The 16068-nt window shown below is 73.6% G+C and carries 9 protein-coding genes; 1 reads left to right on the forward strand and 8 read right to left on the reverse strand.

Features of this window, described 5'->3' with window-relative positions; translation table 11 throughout:
* Window positions 1-3 precede the first annotated feature (3 nt).
* The 4 genes from OG714_RS32685 to OG714_RS32700 all read right to left on the reverse strand — a co-directional run bounded on the left by OG714_RS32685 (window position 4) and on the right by OG714_RS32700 (window position 7563).
* The gene (locus tag OG714_RS32685; protein ID WP_406126408.1) at window positions 4-960 is read right to left on the reverse strand and encodes an ABC transporter ATP-binding protein; all 957 of its coding nucleotides are present in this window, start codon (window positions 958-960) and stop codon (window positions 4-6) included.
* Window positions 961-1021: 61 nt separating this feature from the next.
* Entirely contained in the window at window positions 1022-3754 is a 2733-nt protein-coding gene (locus OG714_RS32690) for an FtsX-like permease family protein (protein WP_406126409.1), read from the reverse strand.
* Window position 3755: 1 nt separating this feature from the next.
* Window positions 3756-6983: an FtsX-like permease family protein gene (locus tag OG714_RS32695; protein ID WP_406126411.1), complete on the reverse strand. Its 3228-nt coding sequence runs from the start codon at window positions 6981-6983 to the stop codon at window positions 3756-3758.
* A gap of 175 nt (window positions 6984-7158) precedes the next feature.
* Window positions 7159-7563 (reverse strand): globin, encoded by a 405-nt coding sequence (locus tag OG714_RS32700; RefSeq protein ID WP_406126413.1) that lies wholly within the window; start codon window positions 7561-7563, stop codon window positions 7159-7161.
* Between the two features lie 85 nt (window positions 7564-7648).
* On the opposite strand from OG714_RS32700, the gene OG714_RS32705 reads away from it, so the two are divergent.
* Window positions 7649-8620, forward strand: coding sequence for a methyltransferase domain-containing protein (locus OG714_RS32705; RefSeq protein WP_406126414.1), 972 nt, complete (start codon window positions 7649-7651; stop codon window positions 8618-8620).
* Window positions 8621-8647: 27 nt separating this feature from the next.
* On the opposite strand, the gene OG714_RS32710 is transcribed toward OG714_RS32705, so the two are convergent.
* The 4 genes from OG714_RS32710 to OG714_RS32725 all read right to left on the reverse strand — a co-directional run bounded on the left by OG714_RS32710 (window position 8648) and on the right by OG714_RS32725 (window position 16045).
* A complete protein-coding gene (locus OG714_RS32710; protein WP_406126416.1) occupies window positions 8648-10657 on the reverse strand; it encodes an FHA domain-containing protein in 2010 nt (669 codons plus the stop codon).
* A 61-nt stretch (window positions 10658-10718) separates the two neighbouring features.
* Window positions 10719-12065, reverse strand: coding sequence for a vWA domain-containing protein (locus OG714_RS32715; RefSeq protein WP_406126417.1), 1347 nt, complete (start codon window positions 12063-12065; stop codon window positions 10719-10721).
* A 98-nt stretch (window positions 12066-12163) separates the two neighbouring features.
* A complete protein-coding gene (locus OG714_RS32720; RefSeq protein WP_406126419.1) occupies window positions 12164-13504 on the reverse strand; it encodes a protein phosphatase 2C domain-containing protein in 1341 nt (446 codons plus the stop codon).
* Window positions 13505-16045: a tetratricopeptide repeat protein gene (locus OG714_RS32725; RefSeq protein ID WP_406126421.1), complete on the reverse strand. Its 2541-nt coding sequence runs from the start codon at window positions 16043-16045 to the stop codon at window positions 13505-13507. It lies immediately after the preceding gene.
* Window positions 16046-16068 lie beyond the last annotated feature (23 nt).

A 16068-nucleotide genomic window follows, 5' to 3' on the forward strand; every position in this document is an offset into this window, starting at 1 on the left:
CCGTCACTGCTGCTCGCTGTCGTCCGGCCAGACGCCGATGTGGTCCGCCTCCAGTTCCAGGGCCACCCGGTCGCGCATGGTCAGGGCTTCCGTGTATTCGGCCGGGAGTTGGAGCCGGCCCGCCCGGTCCAGCATGGCGTACTCCCTCGCCACGACGGTCTCGTGGCCCGTCGTCGCGTCGACCTGGCTGCGCCGGAGGACCTCCGTGGAGGTGCGGCCGTCGCGGATGGCGACCGTGCGGCGGACCTCGCCGGCGACCGCCTGGTCGTGGGTGACGATCACGATGGTGGTGCCCAACTGCTCGTTCGCGGTGCGGAACGCGGCGAAGACCTGCTCGGCGGTGTGGGAGTCGAGCTCGCCGGTGGGTTCGTCCGCGAGCAGCACGGCCGGGGCGTTGGCGAGGGCCACCCCGATCGCCACCCGCTGCTGCTGGCCGCCCGACATCTCCCGCGGGCGCCGGTCACGGCAGTCGGCGACCTCCAGCAACTCCAGGAGTTCCAGCGCGCGTTCGGCCTTCGCGCGGCGCCCGGAGCGGATGCCGGACAACTGCATCGGCAGGGCGATGTTCTGAGCGGCCGTCAGATAGGGGAGCAGATTGCGGGAGGTCTGCTGCCAGACGAACCCGACGACCTCGCGACGGTAGGCGAGCCGGTCCTTGGCGGTCATCGTGAGCAGATCCCGGCCGGCGACCCGGGCCGCACCGGCGGTGGGTGTGTCCAGCCCGGCGAGGATGTTCATCAGCGTGGACTTACCACTGCCCGAAGCCCCCACCAGCGCCATCAACTCGCCCTCCCTGACCAGGAGATCGAGCCCCTGCAACGCCTGGACCTCGACCCCGTCCGTGGTGAAGATACGGACCAGCCGGTCACAGGTGATGAGCGCGTCATGCCCGAAGGCGGGCCGGTTGCGGCTCTCGGTGGCGCGGGCGGCCAGGTCGGCGAGGGTGGGATTCGTGGTCATCGACGCTCTCCTAGGTCTTCTCCATATGAGCTGCCGCTCCCGCAGGAGACTCCGCTACGGCTCACCGCGCATCTCCCGCCCTCAACTCCCGTACGGAGCCCCGCCGTCCGGACCACCACGCCTGCACCACCGCGACGCCCACCGCCACCAGCAGCACCCCGATCGCGGGGACGGCCAGCGACACCGGATCGGTTCTCAACCGGGCCTCCCCGACCGGGCTCTGCGCCGAGGCCAGTGCCACCGACGTCAGGTCGAAGCCCGGGGCGAGCAGACGGATCGTCGCCCAGCCGGTGAGCGCGCCGCCCGCCGCCGCCAACAGGGCCTGGGGCAGGGACTCCAGCACCAGCAGACGGCGGCCCTGCGCTCGCGTGAGGCCCATCGTGCGGAGGCGGGCCAGCAGGGCGGCGCGTTCCGGGGCCGCGCGCAGCAGGGAGAGGAGCAGGGCCAGGACGGCATAACCGGCGCCCGCCAGCACCGCCGCCGTGTAGATGCGCTCGGCGCCGGACTGGAGGGGCGAGTCGACGTACCGGGCGCGTTCCTCGGCCCGTACCGTCACACCCGCCGAGGACCCGGCCGCCTTGCGCAGCGCGGCTCCGCTCACCTGGTCGCCGGTCACCAGCAGCGAGGTCGGCCGGGTCGCCGTACCGGACAGTCCGGCGCGGTCCACGACCAGGAAGTCGGCGCCGGCGACGGCCGGGGTCCCGTCCCGGACGAGCACGATCCGCACGGTGACGGCGCTGGTGTCCGGCAGCCGTACGAGGAAGGGGCGGGTGCCGTAGGCGGTCGCCACGGAGGGGGAGGCGAGGGCCGGGAGTACGGAGCCCGAGCCCGTGGGGCGCTTCAACTGGCTTTCGGAAAAGGCCCCCAGGCCTGTCCGGCCCGTCAACTCCGCGTAGCTGCCGGGGTCCACGCCCACGAGTGGCACCGCGTCCTGCCCGTCCCTCGGCTTCGCCTGGTCCGTGATGCTCACCTCGGTGAGCCCGCGCACCCCCGGCAACCGTCCTACCCTGCCGGGCAGTTCGGTGGGCAGGGGAGCGGTCGCGTCGAGGCGGGCGTCCGCCCCGACGGCGAGCAGCGCCGCATGGTCGCGTGCGTCGCTCACGCCCGCCAGTACCGAGCCGCCGAACGCGGCCGTGGTCAGCGCGGTGAGCAGGGCGAGCAGCGGCAGCACCGCGGAGGCGGAGGTGCGGCCCGCCCGGGCCAGCGACAGATGGCCCACCGCGCCCCGCAGTCGACCGGCCGGGCGGGCCAGTCGGCGCAGCAGCAGCGGATAGACCCGTACCAGGATCAGTGCGGCGATCACCCCGACCAACACCGGTGCCAGTGCGACCAGTTGATCGCCCGCCGGGCCCGACGTGCCGCGTCTGCGCAGGGCCTCCACCGCGCTGGACGCCACCACCAGCAGGGTGAGTTCGGCGACCGTGCGGCGCCGGGACGGACGTACGGTCGTCACGTCCTCGCGCGGGCCGTGGACGCGTACGGTCCGATGGGTCAGCGCGGCGCGTACGGGGAGTGCGGCGGACGCGGTGAGGGTGACCGCGAGGGCGGCGGCGACGGCGTAGGAGCGGCGGCCCTCGGGGATGGCGAGCAGCGCGGCGGTCAGGCCAAGTGCGCCTGCCGGTACGGCTGTTACGGCCGTCTCGGCGAGCAGGCGGGCGGTGAGGCCGCGCAGGGAGGCGCCCCGGGCGCGGAGCAGGGCGAGTTCGGTGCGGCGGCGGTCCGCGGTGAGGCCGCCCGCCATGAGCAGGACGACGACGGCGACCGTGCCGGTGCCGAAGGCCGCGACGGCGGTCAACGGGCGGATGCCGGAGCGGAGTTCGCCGAAGGTCGCGAACACGTCGTCGAGGCCGGTGCTCAGGTCGGTGTCGGGGGTGGTGAAGGTGCGGACCTGCTGGAGGCCGGGGCCCGACTCGAGTGCGGCGACGGCCCTCTTCAGGCCGGTCAGGTCGCGGGCGTGCAGGGTGGTCGGGTCGGGGGCCAACTGCCAGTACGGGCCCGGTTTCGCGCCGGTGCCGAGGAGGGCGGGGGCCGCGTCCTGGGCCAACAGCAGTGCGCCGAGCCAGTACTTCGGCTGCTCCGGCGTCGGCAGGACGACCAGGGTCGGGGTGCGCAGCAGCGGCTGGGCCGACCAGTAGGCGCCCGCGGGGTCGCGCGGGGTGAGGATGCCAGTGACGCGGACGGCGAGCGGGGCGCGGCCCTCGCCGGGTACGTGGATGACCGAACCCACCTTGATGTGCAGGCTGTTGGCGGTCGCGGCGGTGACGACGGCCTCGATCTCGGGGGTCTGTGAGGTGACTTGGCCCGACGTGCGCGGCAACCGGCCCTCCCGTACGGTCGCGTGGCCGGCGAGGTCGCTCTGGGTGGCGAGGTAGACCTGCGCGGGCAGGCCGTTCGGGCGCGGTATCCAAGGGTCCGGCACGGCGGGGTTGTCGGCGGGGCGCACGCCGTACGCGGACTGGGCGGGGTCGATGACGAGGGGACGGCCGACCACGCCGCGGACACGGTCGTACCGCGTGCGCAGCGCGTCGGGACGCAGGTCGGCCTCGCGCTGATCCTGCGGGAGCATCAAGTCCGGCTGTGTGTCCGAGAGTTGGATGGAGGTCCGGCCGGGTCCCGCCTGTCCGGCGGAGTTCCGCAGCCCGGCGTCCTCGTACCGGTCGAGCGCACGCGGGAACGCCGCGGCCAGACAGGCGGTCACCGCCACGAGCAACGCCAGCGCCCAGGCGGCACCGGGGGCGGCGCGCAGGCGGGTGCGGATCCAGGGGGCGGTCGCGGAGACGGGTGCGGCGTTCATGTCACTCACCTCCTTCCTCGCGGAGCGAGGTCGCCGGGTCGGTCCGCCGTAGTGCCAGCGCCGCTGTGACGACCAGTGGGGTCACCGTCACCGCCACGAGCAGCAACGTCACCCGTGCGACGGGCAGTTCGACCAGGACGCGCGGGACCGGGCGGGTGGCCTGGGCGGTGAGGACGATCAGCGGGATCACCGCCCGGGTCAGTACGGTCCCCAGCGCCACGCCCACCACGAGGGCCAGCGCGACCAGCACGCCCTGCTCGGCGGCGATCATCCGGGCCAACTGGCGGCGCGGGGCGCCCAGCGCGCGCAGCACGGCGAACTCGGCGCCGCGCTCCCGCAACGAGCCCGCCGCGCTCACCGCGAACCCGACCGCCGCGAGCGCCGCCGCCACCAGGGCCGCCGCGGCGAACGCGGCCTCGGGGCCGGCGCCGAACGGGTCGTCGCGCAGTTCCTGGGCGATCTCCTCCCGCACCACGACCTCCCCGGGATCGACGTCGGGCAGGGCGCGCACCGCCGCGGCCACATCCGTCGCGTCGCCCGGCGCCGTCCCCAGCCACCACTCGGTGGGCGTGACGCCGTCGACGAAGCGCGTCCCCAACACCCGGTCCACGGACCGGAGATCGACCAGCAGCGCACCGCCGTCGCCCTCCGCGGCATCACCCGTCGTCGGCAGTCCCCGCACCGCCGCCACGATCCGCACCGGCAGGTTCTCCCCGCCGAGCGTCACCTGCACCCGCTGCCCGGTGCGCGCGCCCGCCGAGGTAAGGAAGCGGTCGGTGGCGACGGCCGTGATCTCGGGTGCCGGGGGCTGCACGACCCGCAGCCGCACCGTGACGGCGGAGACCGTCCAGATGTCCTTGCCCGGGATGTATCCCGTGCCGTAGTCGACGGTCAGCGGCTTTGCCGAACTCACCTTCGGGGTGGGCGGGTTGGAGAGCGAGCCGTACGACTCGCTGGCCGAGGCCCGCCCCGTCCAGGCGGCCGGCAGCGGCAGCGGCCGGATCTTTCCCCCGGCGTCCGTGGCGCTCAACCCGCCGACCGTGAGCCGGTGTCGGGAGGAGTGCTCGCCGGGCTGGGGCATGTCGAGTTGCAGTCCGGTGAGGATCAGCGGGCCGGGTGACGCGGAGACGTCCGCCTTCAGGTCGTACTGCCGTCCGTCGGTGGGGAGTTGGCCGAGCGGTTCCTGGTACGGGGTGCCGTAGCGGTCCTCGACCGTGGCCGTGACGTCGACCGTGGTCCTCGGGCCCGTCCCGCCGATGCCCGCGCGCAGGGTGAACTCCGTTGTTCCCGCCGGGATTTCGGTGCCCGCCGTGGTTCCCCTCGGCCCCAGGCCGGCCAGCAGCGGGCCCACGGGACGGCCCGACGTCAGGTCCCGCCGCATCAGCACCGCGTCCGACACGTGGGCCGTGTCCAGGGCCAGCACGGTCGCCGTGCGGTCGCCCGAGAGGGACTGGGAGGTGCGGACGGCGGGGGCTGCCTCCCGTACGTGCGGGAGGTTCGCGTAGGTCTCCGTGCGGCCCAACCCGCCTTCCCCGGTGGCCAGTACGCGCACCGGCACCCCGGCCTGGAAGTCGGCCTGGTCGCTCTGCGAGCGGTTCCAGGAGGCGCTCTGCCCGATGGCGAGCATGCCCAGCGCCAGGGCGAGCACGAGCAGCAGGACCGGCCCGGCGCCGCGCATCGGGCGGCGGCTGAACTGCCAGCCCGCCAGCGCCAGCGGCAGCCCCCGCCCGGCGGTGGCCCGGCGCTCGGCGAGCCGTGCAACCGGCGGCAGCAGCCGTAGCGTCAGGACCGTGCCCGCGAGCAGGGCGAGCGCGGGGGCCGCGACCAGCAGGGGATCGATGCCCAGGGTCCCGGAGTTGTCGGCGCTGACGGCTCCCGAGGTCTGCCGGTTCAGCTGCCAGTAGGCGACCCCGGCCACGACCAGCAGGCCGATGTCCGCGCCCGCGCGCAGCGGAGCGGGCAGGGCGCGGGCCCGGCCGCCCTCGAAGGAGGACGTGAGCGCGGGGAGCGTCACCGCGAGCGCGCAGCCCAGGGCCACGGCCGCGGCGGCCGGCCACACCCCCGCCCGGCCGCTCGCCGGGGTGTCCAGGTGCAGGCCGATGCGCGCCAACGCGCCGTGCCCGGCCAGCAGTTCGGTGAGCGGCCCGGCCAGCAGCGGCGCAACTGCCGTCGCCGGTACGGCGAGCAGCAGCGCCTCCGCCGCCGACAGGCCCGCGATCCGCGCCCGTGAACCGCCGCGCGCTCGCAACAACCGGCTCTCGCCCGCCCGTTCGGCGCTCAGCAGCCGGGCCACGAGCAGGAGCGCGTAGCCCGCGAGCAGCGCGAGCTGGAGCGCGACGATCAGCAGCGTGGAGCGGGAGACGAGCAACGAGCGGTCGAGCCGGTCCAGTACGTCCGGCAGCGAGGTCGTCGCGGCGGTCGTCCCGCTCATCACGCTCGCCCCGCGCAGTGACGCGCCGCCCGTGCGGGCCGCCTCGCGCAGCGCGCCGATCCGCCCGGTCGTCACCGTGGAGAAGTCGGCCGACGCGAGCCACGCGGACGGCCCGGCGCTCAACCCGGCGAGGCTCGTGGAATCGGTGAGCAGCGGGCCGTAGGTCGTGAATCCGGCCGTGCTGAGGCCGCGGCCGCGCAGGTCGTCGAGGAGCCAGTAGGCGGCGCTCGCGACGGCGGGCCGGTAGACGCCGGTGACGAGGATGTGCGCCTCGGGGCCGCTGAGCCGGTTCGCGAGGGTGAGGCGGGTACCGGGTTTCACACCGAGGCCCTCGGCGGCGGTGCGCGGCAGCGCGACCTCGATGTCCCCCGAGCCGGCCGCACGCGGGAACCGCCCCGCCACCAGCCGCACCTGCGTCCGGTCCAGCGCCCCGAAGTAGGTGAGATCCGGGTCCCCGGACCGCTCGGCGCGCGGCTGGAGCGAACGCGGCAGCGCGTACGGCCCCGACCGCTTCAGCGTCCGCACGGTCACCGGCAGCCCGTCGAACGTCCGCCCGGCCGCCTTCCGTACGGCGGCGTCGGCGGCCGGACGGTCGGCCGGCGGGACGTCGGCCTTGACGATCAGGGCGGTGTCGGGGGCGTTGCGGGCGTCGTTCAGGGAGTGCTGGAGCGCCGCGTCGCCGATCGCGCCCGAGTAGGCGGTGAGCGTCGTGAGGACCGCCGTGGTCAGCAGGACGGTGAGCAGCGCGGCGGCCAGCAACAGGCGGTGCGCCCGCGCGCGCACCAGGACGAACCCCACCCGGCCCCCCGCCGTCGTCCGGATCTTCCCCGGCGATGCTGCCAGAGGGGACCGGCGGTGAGTAACCGTTTGCGACTACTGCTTGACCGGATTGTGACCGGATACCGGCGCCGTACGACCGGAATCCGACACTCAGTGAACGGCGGTCAGCCGACCGTGTCCGGTCCCGCCTTGTTCAGCCGGCCGTGTTCACCATCGAAGCGGCCGCGTACGTCAGGTAGTTCCACAACGTGTGCTCGTGCTCCTCGGACAGCCCGAGCTCGTCGACGGCGACGCGCATGTGCTTCAACCACGCGTCGTGCGCGGCCTGGTCGACCTGGAAGGGCGCGTGGCGCATCCGCAGCCGCGGGTGGCCGCGGTTGTCGCTGTACGTCGTCGGGCCGCCCCAGTACTGCATCAGGAAGAGGGCGAAGCGCTCCTCGGCCGGGCCCAGGTCGTCCTCCGGGTACATCGCCCTCAGCAGCGGGTCCCCGGCGACGCCCTCGTAGAAACGGTGGACGAGTCGGCGGAAGGTCTCCTCCCCGCCGACCTGCTCGTAGAAGGTCTGCTCCTGAAGCGTGCCGCGCCGAATCTCTTTCACGCTCCCATGGTCTCAGACCGGGTGACGGAGGACTTCGGACTTAGGACCGCTCGCCTCCCGGCCGCCGCCGCAGGACAGTGGACGTATGAGCGCACACGCTCTCGACAAGGACCTGGACGCCGTCGCCGTCTCCGCGCGGGCGGAACTGGTGCGGGCGATCGCGCTGAGCGGCGCCTGGGACGCGGACCCCGGGTGGCGGGCGGTCTTCGAGGCGGTGCCACGGCATCTGTTCGTGCCGTACTACTACGTCGGTGCCGTGGACGGAGACGGACAGGAGCGGGTGTGGCGGGACAGCCCCGACCCGCGCACCCGGGAACGCTGGCTGCGCGGGGCCTACGCCGACGTACCGCTCGCCACGCGGCTGCGGGACGGGGAGTTGGTGTCGTCCAGCAGTCAACCCTCGCTGATGGCGCGGATGTTGGTGGAGCTGCGGGTGACGGACGGCGACCGGGTCCTGGAGATCGGCGCGGGCACCGGCTACAACGCGGCGCTGCTCGCCCACCGTCTCGGCGACGACCTCGTGACCACCGTCGACCTGGAACCGGAGATCACCGACTCCGCCCGCACCCACCTCGCCGACGCCGGGTACCGCCCGACCGTCGTCACCGGCGACGGCACTCGCGGAGTCCCCGAACACGGCCCCTACGACCGCGTCATCGCGACCTGCGCCCTGACGACGATCCCGCCCGCCTGGCCCGCCCAGTGCACCCCCGGCGCCCGCATCCTGGCCCCACTGGCCACCGGCCTGATCGCCCTCACGGTCCGGGACGCGGACCACGCCGAGGGCACCTTCCTGCACACGGCCGCGTACTTCGTCCCCCTGCGCGGCACCGAACCCACCACACGGACCGAGATCCCCCACCGCCCCGGCGACCACGAACTGCTCCGCTTCCTGCTCACCCTCACCCACGGCGCGCTCGATCCGCGGGACGCCCGCGATCTGTGGGAGCAGGAAGGGAGGCCCGGGCGAGAGCGCTACGGCGTCACGGTCGCGGGTGGGCGGACGTGGGCATGGCTGGACGATCCGGAGAGCCCGCACACCTGGCCTCTCCGCTGACTACATCGCGGCACTTCCCAGCGGGGTTTAGCCCCGCCGAACCGTGATCGTCGTCCACGCCCCCACATGCACCCGGTCCCCGTCCTGCAACGGCACCGGAACGAACGGCTGGATCGGTTCCTCGCCGCCGTTGACCGTCGTACCGTTCGTCGAGTTCTGGTCGACGACCGCCCAGCTCCCGTCCGGCTGCTGGACCAGCACCGCGTGCTGGTGCGAGACACCCGGGTCCTCCGGCGGCACCGACAGGTCGATGTCGGGGGACTCGCCGGTGGAGTGCCGGCGGCGGCCGATGGTGATCTGGTTGCCGGTGAGCTGGCGTTGCTGCTCGGGGGAGTACGCGGGCAGGTTGAGCCCCGCGGCCTCCGGACCCGAGCGCTGCATCATCGCCATGAAGTACTCGCGGTCCGGGCCGATCGTCGCCAGCCACGTCGTCGGCTGCTGCTGGTACGCCTGACGGGGCGGGGGCGGGGCCTGGGTCGAACCGGGCTGCGGGTAGCCGTAGCCGCCACCGCCCTGACCGGGACCGCCACGGCCGCCGGGGCCACCAGGACCCCCCGGGCCACCGGGTCCGCCCGGGGAACCGGGGGTCGGCGGGGAGATCACCCAGTCGTCGTCACCGCCGCCGAAGGGCGAGCCGCCCTGCTGCGGACGGTTCGTCTCCTGCGGGAACCCGGGCGGGGCCGGCGGGGCGGACTGCTGGAAGGCCTGCGGAGCACCGCTGGTCGCACCGGGGCCCGCGGGGGGCGTCGGTCCGGGCGGCGGCGGGATCGGCCGCGAGGAGTCGGGGCCGAAGCCCGGAGGACCCTGCGGGTTCGAGGGCTCGTTGCCGAACGGTCCGGGCGGACCCTGCCGCTCGCCGCCGAAGACACCGGGACGACCGCCGCCGAACTCACCCTGGCCGGGCCGCTCGTTGCCGAACTGGCCGCCGGGACCGGGGGGTTGCTCGTTGCCGAACGGGCCGGGCCGGCCGGACGCCTCGTTGCCGAAGGGCGCGGGCGGGTTCGACGGTTCGTTGCCGAACGGCCGCGGCGGGCCGGACGGGTCGTTGTTGCCGAAGGGAGAGGGACCGCCGCCCTGCCGCTCGCCGCCGAAGGCCTGCGGGCCGGGTCCGCCAGGACCGCCGCCGGGTCCGCCTTGCCGCTCGTTGCCGAAGCCCTGCGGGCCGGGACCACCGGGGCCGCCCTGCCGCTCGCCGCCAAAGCCCTGCGAGCCCTGGCCACCAGGTCCACCGGGACCACCCTGGCGTTCACCGCCGAAGGCCTGCGAGCCGGGGCCGCCGGGCCCACCCTGCCGCTCGCCACCGAAGCCCTGCGAGCCGGGACCACCGGGGCCACCAGGCCCACCGGGTCCGCCTTGCCGCTCGCCGCCGAAGCCCTGCGGGCCAGGCCCGCCAGGACCGCCGCCGGGTCCGCCTTGCCGCTCATTGCCGAAGCCCTGCGAGCCGGGACCACCCGGTCCACCGGGCCCACCCTGCCGCTCGCCACCGAAGCCACCGGGACCGTTCGGCCCACCAGGACCACCGGATCCACCAGGTCCTCCGGGACCCCCGGGTCCACCGGAACCCACGGGCGCCCCAGGTCGCCCCGTCGGCTCGTTGCCGAACGGGGGTATGGGCTCCGCCGGCCGGTTCATCTGCGAGGGCCGCGATCCCTGGTACTCGTAGGGGTCACCGCCGTACGACTGACCGGGACCGGGACCAGGCGGCGGAGGCTGCTGCTGGAAGCGGGACGCCGGGCTCGGGCCGGGGCCGGGCGTCGTGGGGCGCGGCGCGGCCGGGGTGTACGACGTCGCCGTGTTCGTGAGGAAGTTCCACCGGCACTCCTCGCAGAACGGCGCACCGCCCTCGCGGGGCGTGCGGCACTGCGGGCAGAGCTCCGCCTCGGCGGACGGGCCGCGGCCGGGCGCGGGCGGCGGGAAGCCGTAGCCGCCGCCGGGGGGCGGGGGAGGGGGCGGGGGCACGGCACCGGCCATGCGGTGACCGCAGACCTCGCACCAGTCGTCGGAACCCGACTGGTGTCCGTTCGGGCAGGTCGGCATGTCGGCGCGTCCCCCTTTCGCACAGGGTTGTTCTGGGTCTCACGGAGTCGTGCTGGCTAAGTCACTTCTTTACACGAACAGTCTTTGTGGACCGTGTTTCGAGAGTCATCTCGTCGGCCTCCGCGACCTTCGCCTTCAGTCGCACAGTACCCGCCGCGGCATCGACCACGTCCACCACCTTCGCAAGCAGTTTCGCAGTATCCGCGTTTCCGGAGACGCTGGCGAGCTGAACGGCCCGTCCTAGTTTGGCCGTTGCTCCATCGACATCACCCGATTTGCGGAGATCCAGCCCTTGTTGGATGACTTGTGCCAGTTCGGCCTGGCCGGTGTAGTGCGCGACCTGCGGGTTGATGGACGTGGACGCCACCATGTCGTCGGTCCACACGGCCTTCACCAGGCCCTGGGCGCCCAGGTTTTGGGTACTTCCGTCGGGCTGCGGGACGACCAGCGAGACCCGGGCGGCGAGCATCTCCTGGCCGATGCCGGCCTCGGGGACCTCGACGCACACGTGGTAGTCACGGGACTCGTCTCCCCAGGACCCGGTGGGGTAGTCCCCGGCGCGGGGGCCCGCCTCGGTGCGGCGGTCGGTCAACTCCTCGACCCTGGGCGCGACTTGCTTGACGAACTTGATGGCCGTGCCCACCGGCGTCCACAGTCGCAGCGCGACGTCCGCGACCTCCTTGCCCATCGCCGTCTCCATCATCTTCGTGAAGTCGGTGGCGAGGTTGGCCGGGTCGGCGACGATGTCGGCGGTGCCGAGCAGCGCGGAGGCGATCCCTGTGACTTCTTTCACTTCCCAGTCGGTGCCGACGCCCCGCGCGTCACAGGTGAAACGCCCGGCGCAGGAACCGAGGGCCGCCTTCAGGTCCTCCGGCGCCTCGTGCTCGTTGCGGCCGTCGGTCAGCAGGATGCCGTGGCGTATGGACACGTCCGCCGACGACAGCAGCCGGTCGGCGAGGCGCAGCCAGGTGCCGATGGCCGTGCCGCCGCCCGCGCTCAGCTTGCGCAGCGCGTGCTTGGCCTGCTCGCGGGTGGTGGCATCGGCGACCGCGAGCCGCCCGCTGCCCGGATAGACCTCCTTGGCGACGTGCGTGCCGCCGATCACCGCGAAGTGCACCCCGTCGCGCAGGGTGTCGATCGCGGCGGCCGTGGCGTCCCGGGCGTTGCGCATCTTGGTCGGCGGGTAGTCCATCGACCCCGAGCAGTCGACCATGATCGCCACGGCCGCGTCCGGGCCCTGCCCGGCCGAGTACAGGTGAGGCGCCGCGACCGGGCTCCCGATGGTGCCACCGCCGGTCGAGGTCACCGTGACGATCGCGTTGACCTCACGCCCGCCCTCCGGCAGGTACTCGTTCTGGTACACGTCGACCGAGAACTGTGGCACGTTCGACTTCGAGAAATTGGCCATGCCTACTCTGATCCCCCTCAAGTACCCCACCTGGATGGGGCGATGACTATATGCGGACCGGTCCCCACCGGTCCGAGGCCGCCCCCGTTTGTACGGCCTCAGCCGTTTACTGCCCCTTGCGGCGGGGCGGGGAACGGCACGACGGCCACTGTTACGTTGTCGTGGCCCCCGCCGTCCAGCGCGTGGCCGACCAGGACCTGGGCGCTGTGCAGCGGACGGACCGCCGCGTCGACGGGAACGACCTCGGCCATCTCCTCGGCGGACTCCGCGTAGTTCCACAGTCCGTCCGTGCACACCACCACCACACCCGGCCGGTCGGGCTTGAAGGAAGCGGTGTGCGGCTCCAGTTCGTACGCGTCCGCGCCGAGCCAGCCGGTGATCGCGTGGGCGCGCTCGTCGGCGTAGGCCTCCGCCTCGCTCATCAGGCCCGCGGCGACCATCTGCGCCGCCCACGAGTCGTCCTCGGTGAGCCGGGCCGGCGGTGAACTGCGGTCCACCGGGATCCAGTAGGCGCGGCTGTCGCCGACCCAGCCGACGACGAGGAGGGTCGGGGTGACGACGGAACCGACCAGCGTGCAGGCCGGCGCGTTCTGGTGCGGGGCGTGCTCGCGGGCCGTCGCGGGCTCCTGGGCAAGGGAGTTGACCGCGTGCGAGGCCGCGACGATCGCCTCGTGCATCGCCGACTGCGGATGCGTGCCCTGCGGCAGCGCGGCCAGCAGCGACTCACCGGCCTTCTGCGAGGCGGCCAGCGAGGCCGCGTCGGGCCGCGTCGCCGACGACACCCCGTCACACACGACCGCGACCAGCGCCGGCGCCCCGTCGGGCAGCACACACTGTCCTACGGCGAAGGCGTCCTCGTTGCGATGGTGGCGCAGCCCGCGGTCGCTGACCGCCGCGAGCGGGCCCAACTCCTGCTCCATGTGGTCGCGTTCGCGGGGCTGGGCGTGCCCGCAGTTCTCGCAGTAGCCGTCCGGGTCCACCCGGCCCGAGCGGCAGGCCACGCACACCTTGGTGCCCTCGGCCGGCGTCGGCGGATCGGCGGCGACCCGCGGGTCCGGCGCCTGCAACGGGTACTCGTCGGGCTCCGGCGGCCGGTCGAACCGTACGCCCGTGGCCGGGGAGAGCGGCGAACCGGTGGGCTGCGGCGGGGCGTTGGACGGCAGGGGGATGCCGCCCGAGTCCGTGCCTGGCAGGTCGGTGGGCAGATGGACCGTCGGCGGGGTCTCGGCGCCTTCCGGCTGGGGTACCACGGGCCAGTCCACGTCCACGGCCTCCTCGGGCGGGTGCGCCGAGCCGTTCATGGTGAGCGTCGGGTGGTCGTCCGGCGGCGCGGGCACGGCGGACAGGTCGTAACCGCACGCACCGCAGAAGCGGTCACCCGACTCGAGCGGCTCTTCGCAGCTCGGGCAGGCGGCGAGCTGGGGCATCTGCGACATCAACTACACCCACGTCCGGGGGCGGTAACGGTTGGCACGTTCCACCAGGTCGATCCTCTCCTCGCCGTCCCGTGCCAGCCGGGCCAGCGTGCGGTACGAACGCTCCAGGCCGAAGCGGAGTCCCCGCTCGTCCAGTTCGCTGCCGAGGAGCTCCCGCCGCGTGAGCGGCACGGAACCCTGGCCTCCGGAGAGTATCCAGTCGAGGGCGCGGCCGAGGACCTCGGCCGACAACCGCTCGCGCCGGACCGCGTCCAGACCGTATCCCTCCAGCGCTTCCACCTGTCCGGCGGCCGCGGTCAGATCGTCCAGGAACGGCGTGTCGTCGGCCGTCGCGGCCCGCTCCCGCAGCCGCGCCCGTACGGCGGCCACGCGTGCGGCCGTGTAGTGGATCGACGCCTCGGGCACCGACTCCAGCGTCCGTACGGCGCCCGGCCGGTCGCCGGTCGCGAACTGGACGCGGGCCAGGCCGAAGGCCGCGCTGACATAGCTCGGGTCGGTCGACCACACCAGGCGGTAGTACTCGGCCGCGTTGTCCAACTGCCCCAGCACCTCGGCGCACAGGCCGAGCGCCAGCTTCGGCGCGGGCTCGCCCGGGAAGGCGTCGTAGATCGCGTCGAAGGACAGCGCGGCGGCTTCGTGGTCACGGGTCGCCAGCGCGGCCACGCCCGTGTACCAGACCACCCGCCAGTCGTCGGGCCGCTCGTCCTCCAGCTTCGCGAGGGCGTCCAGCGCGGTGTACGAGTCGCCGTTCTCAAGCCACGCGCGGATCTGGCGCAGCCGGGTCTCCACGGACGGCGACGGCGCGGACGCGAGGGCGCCCAGCAGTTCGGTCGCCGCGGTCGTCATCAGGCCCGCCAGGAAGCCCGCATTGGGGTCGGTCGGGTCGACGTGCGGCACCGGCAGGGCGAGCGCCATGACGGGGGAGTCGACCTCCTTGACGGTGCTCGGCGCGCTGCCGTTGAGCACCGTCAACGCCGCGCTGCCGCGGGGGCGTTCGGCAAGTGCCGTGCCGGGGCGGCCACTTGGGGTCCGCTTGGGCGGCTGCGCCGCTCTCGCCCCCAGCTGTGACACATCACCGACCAGGGTCGGGAACAACTCCGTGTCCGTGACCTGGAGTTCGGGGCCGAACAGGGTGGACAGGGACGGGCGGGCCCGCCCGGTCTGCAGCGAGACGACCTCGCGCAGCACACCCGTCAGCTGCTCGGCCATCTCCTGCGCGGAGGCGAACCGGCGGGCCGGGTCGGGGTCGGTGGCGCGGACCAGGAGCCGGTAGAACGACTCGTAGCGGCGGAAGACCTCGATGTTGTCCGGGTCGGGCAGGGAGTCCACGAAGACGTTCGTGTAGCCCTGGAAGTCGAAGGTCATCACCGCGAGCGTGCGGGCGACCGTGTACAGGTCGCTCGCCACCGACGGGCCGACCTCCGCGACCTCCGGCGCCTGATAGCCCACCGTGCCGTAGATGGCCGACTCGTCGTCGTCCATCCTGCGCACCGCGCCCATGTCGATCAGCTTGAGCTGGTCCTCGGTCTGGATCGCGTTGTCGACCTTGAAGTCGCAGTACAGCAGGTTGCGGCTGTGCAGGTGGCCGAGCGCCTCCAGGGCCTCGATGCCGTACGCGCAGGCCTGCTCCACCGGCAGCGGATCGCGCTTCCCGCCTTCTGTGCGGCGGTCGTTGGCGATCTCCTTGAGGGACTTCCCGCCGACGTACTCCATGACGATGTACCCGTCCAGCGAACCCGTCCGCTGGTCCAGGTGCTCCACGAAGTTGTAGATCCGCACGATGTTGGCGTGCTCGATCTCGGCGAGGAAGCGCCGCTCGGAGATCGCGGCCTCCATCGCGTCCTGGTCGCCGGTGTCGAGGAGACCCTTGAGGACCACCCAGCGGTCGGAGACCGCGCGGTCCACGGCGAGATAGACCCAGCCCAGGCCGCCGTGCGCCAGACAGCCCGCGACCTCGTACTGGCCGTGCACGACGTCGCCCTCGGCCAGCTTCGGCGAGAACGAGTACGGGTTGCCGCACTTGGTGCAGAAACCCTCCGTGCGCCCCGGGCTGTCACCGCGGGAACGCCCCACCGGCGCACCGCAGTCCGAGCGCGAGCAGAACCGCTTGCGCTCGGGCACCTCCGGGTTCTCCAGCACCATCCCGCGCGGGTCGGGCCGCGGCACCGCCGGCACCTGCACCAGGCCGACCCCGAGCCGGCCCCGGCTGGAGGTCCCGGACGACGAGCCGGAGCTGCGCACCGACACCGAACGGCCGGTGGACCGGCCCGACTCCGAGCGCGAGAGCCGTCCCGACACCGAGCGCCGTGACTTCGCCGACTGCGACGACGTACGCGAACTGCGGCTGCTGGTACGGGAACTGCCGCTCCCCGCCCCCCGCGAGCCCTTGCCGCTGGTCATCCCGGTGGGCGGTGAACTGATCGCGCCCTTCGCCGACACCACCGGCGCCAGACCGCACGTGTCGCAGTACAGCTCGCCGCCGCCGACGTCCTCGTACGACCCCTCGCAGCCCGGCCGTTGACACTTCTGCTGTGTCTCACCCATGACCGACCCCGCTTCTCCCTCGT

It is taken from the genome of Streptomyces sp. NBC_00989 (assembly GCF_045162655.1).
Lineage (GTDB): Bacteria > Actinomycetota > Actinomycetes > Streptomycetales > Streptomycetaceae > Streptomyces.

What these genes read in the sequence shown, in the direction of transcription:
- OG714_RS32685 (WP_406126408.1), bottom strand. Translation starts at nt 960, where the DNA reads ATGACCACGAATCCCACCCTCGCCGACCTGGCCGCCCGCGCCACCGAG.
- OG714_RS32690 (WP_406126409.1), bottom strand. Translation starts at nt 3,754, where the DNA reads ATGAACGCCGCACCCGTCTCCGCGACCGCCCCCTGGATCCGCACCCGC.
- OG714_RS32705 (WP_406126414.1), top strand. Translation starts at nt 7,649, where the DNA reads ATGAGCGCACACGCTCTCGACAAGGACCTGGACGCCGTCGCCGTCTCC.
- OG714_RS32710 (WP_406126416.1), bottom strand. Translation starts at nt 10,657, where the DNA reads ATGCCGACCTGCCCGAACGGACACCAGTCGGGTTCCGACGACTGGTGC.
- OG714_RS32715 (WP_406126417.1), bottom strand. Translation starts at nt 12,065, where the DNA reads ATGGCCAATTTCTCGAAGTCGAACGTGCCACAGTTCTCGGTCGACGTG.
- OG714_RS32725 (WP_406126421.1), bottom strand. Translation starts at nt 16,045, where the DNA reads ATGGGTGAGACACAGCAGAAGTGTCAACGGCCGGGCTGCGAGGGGTCG.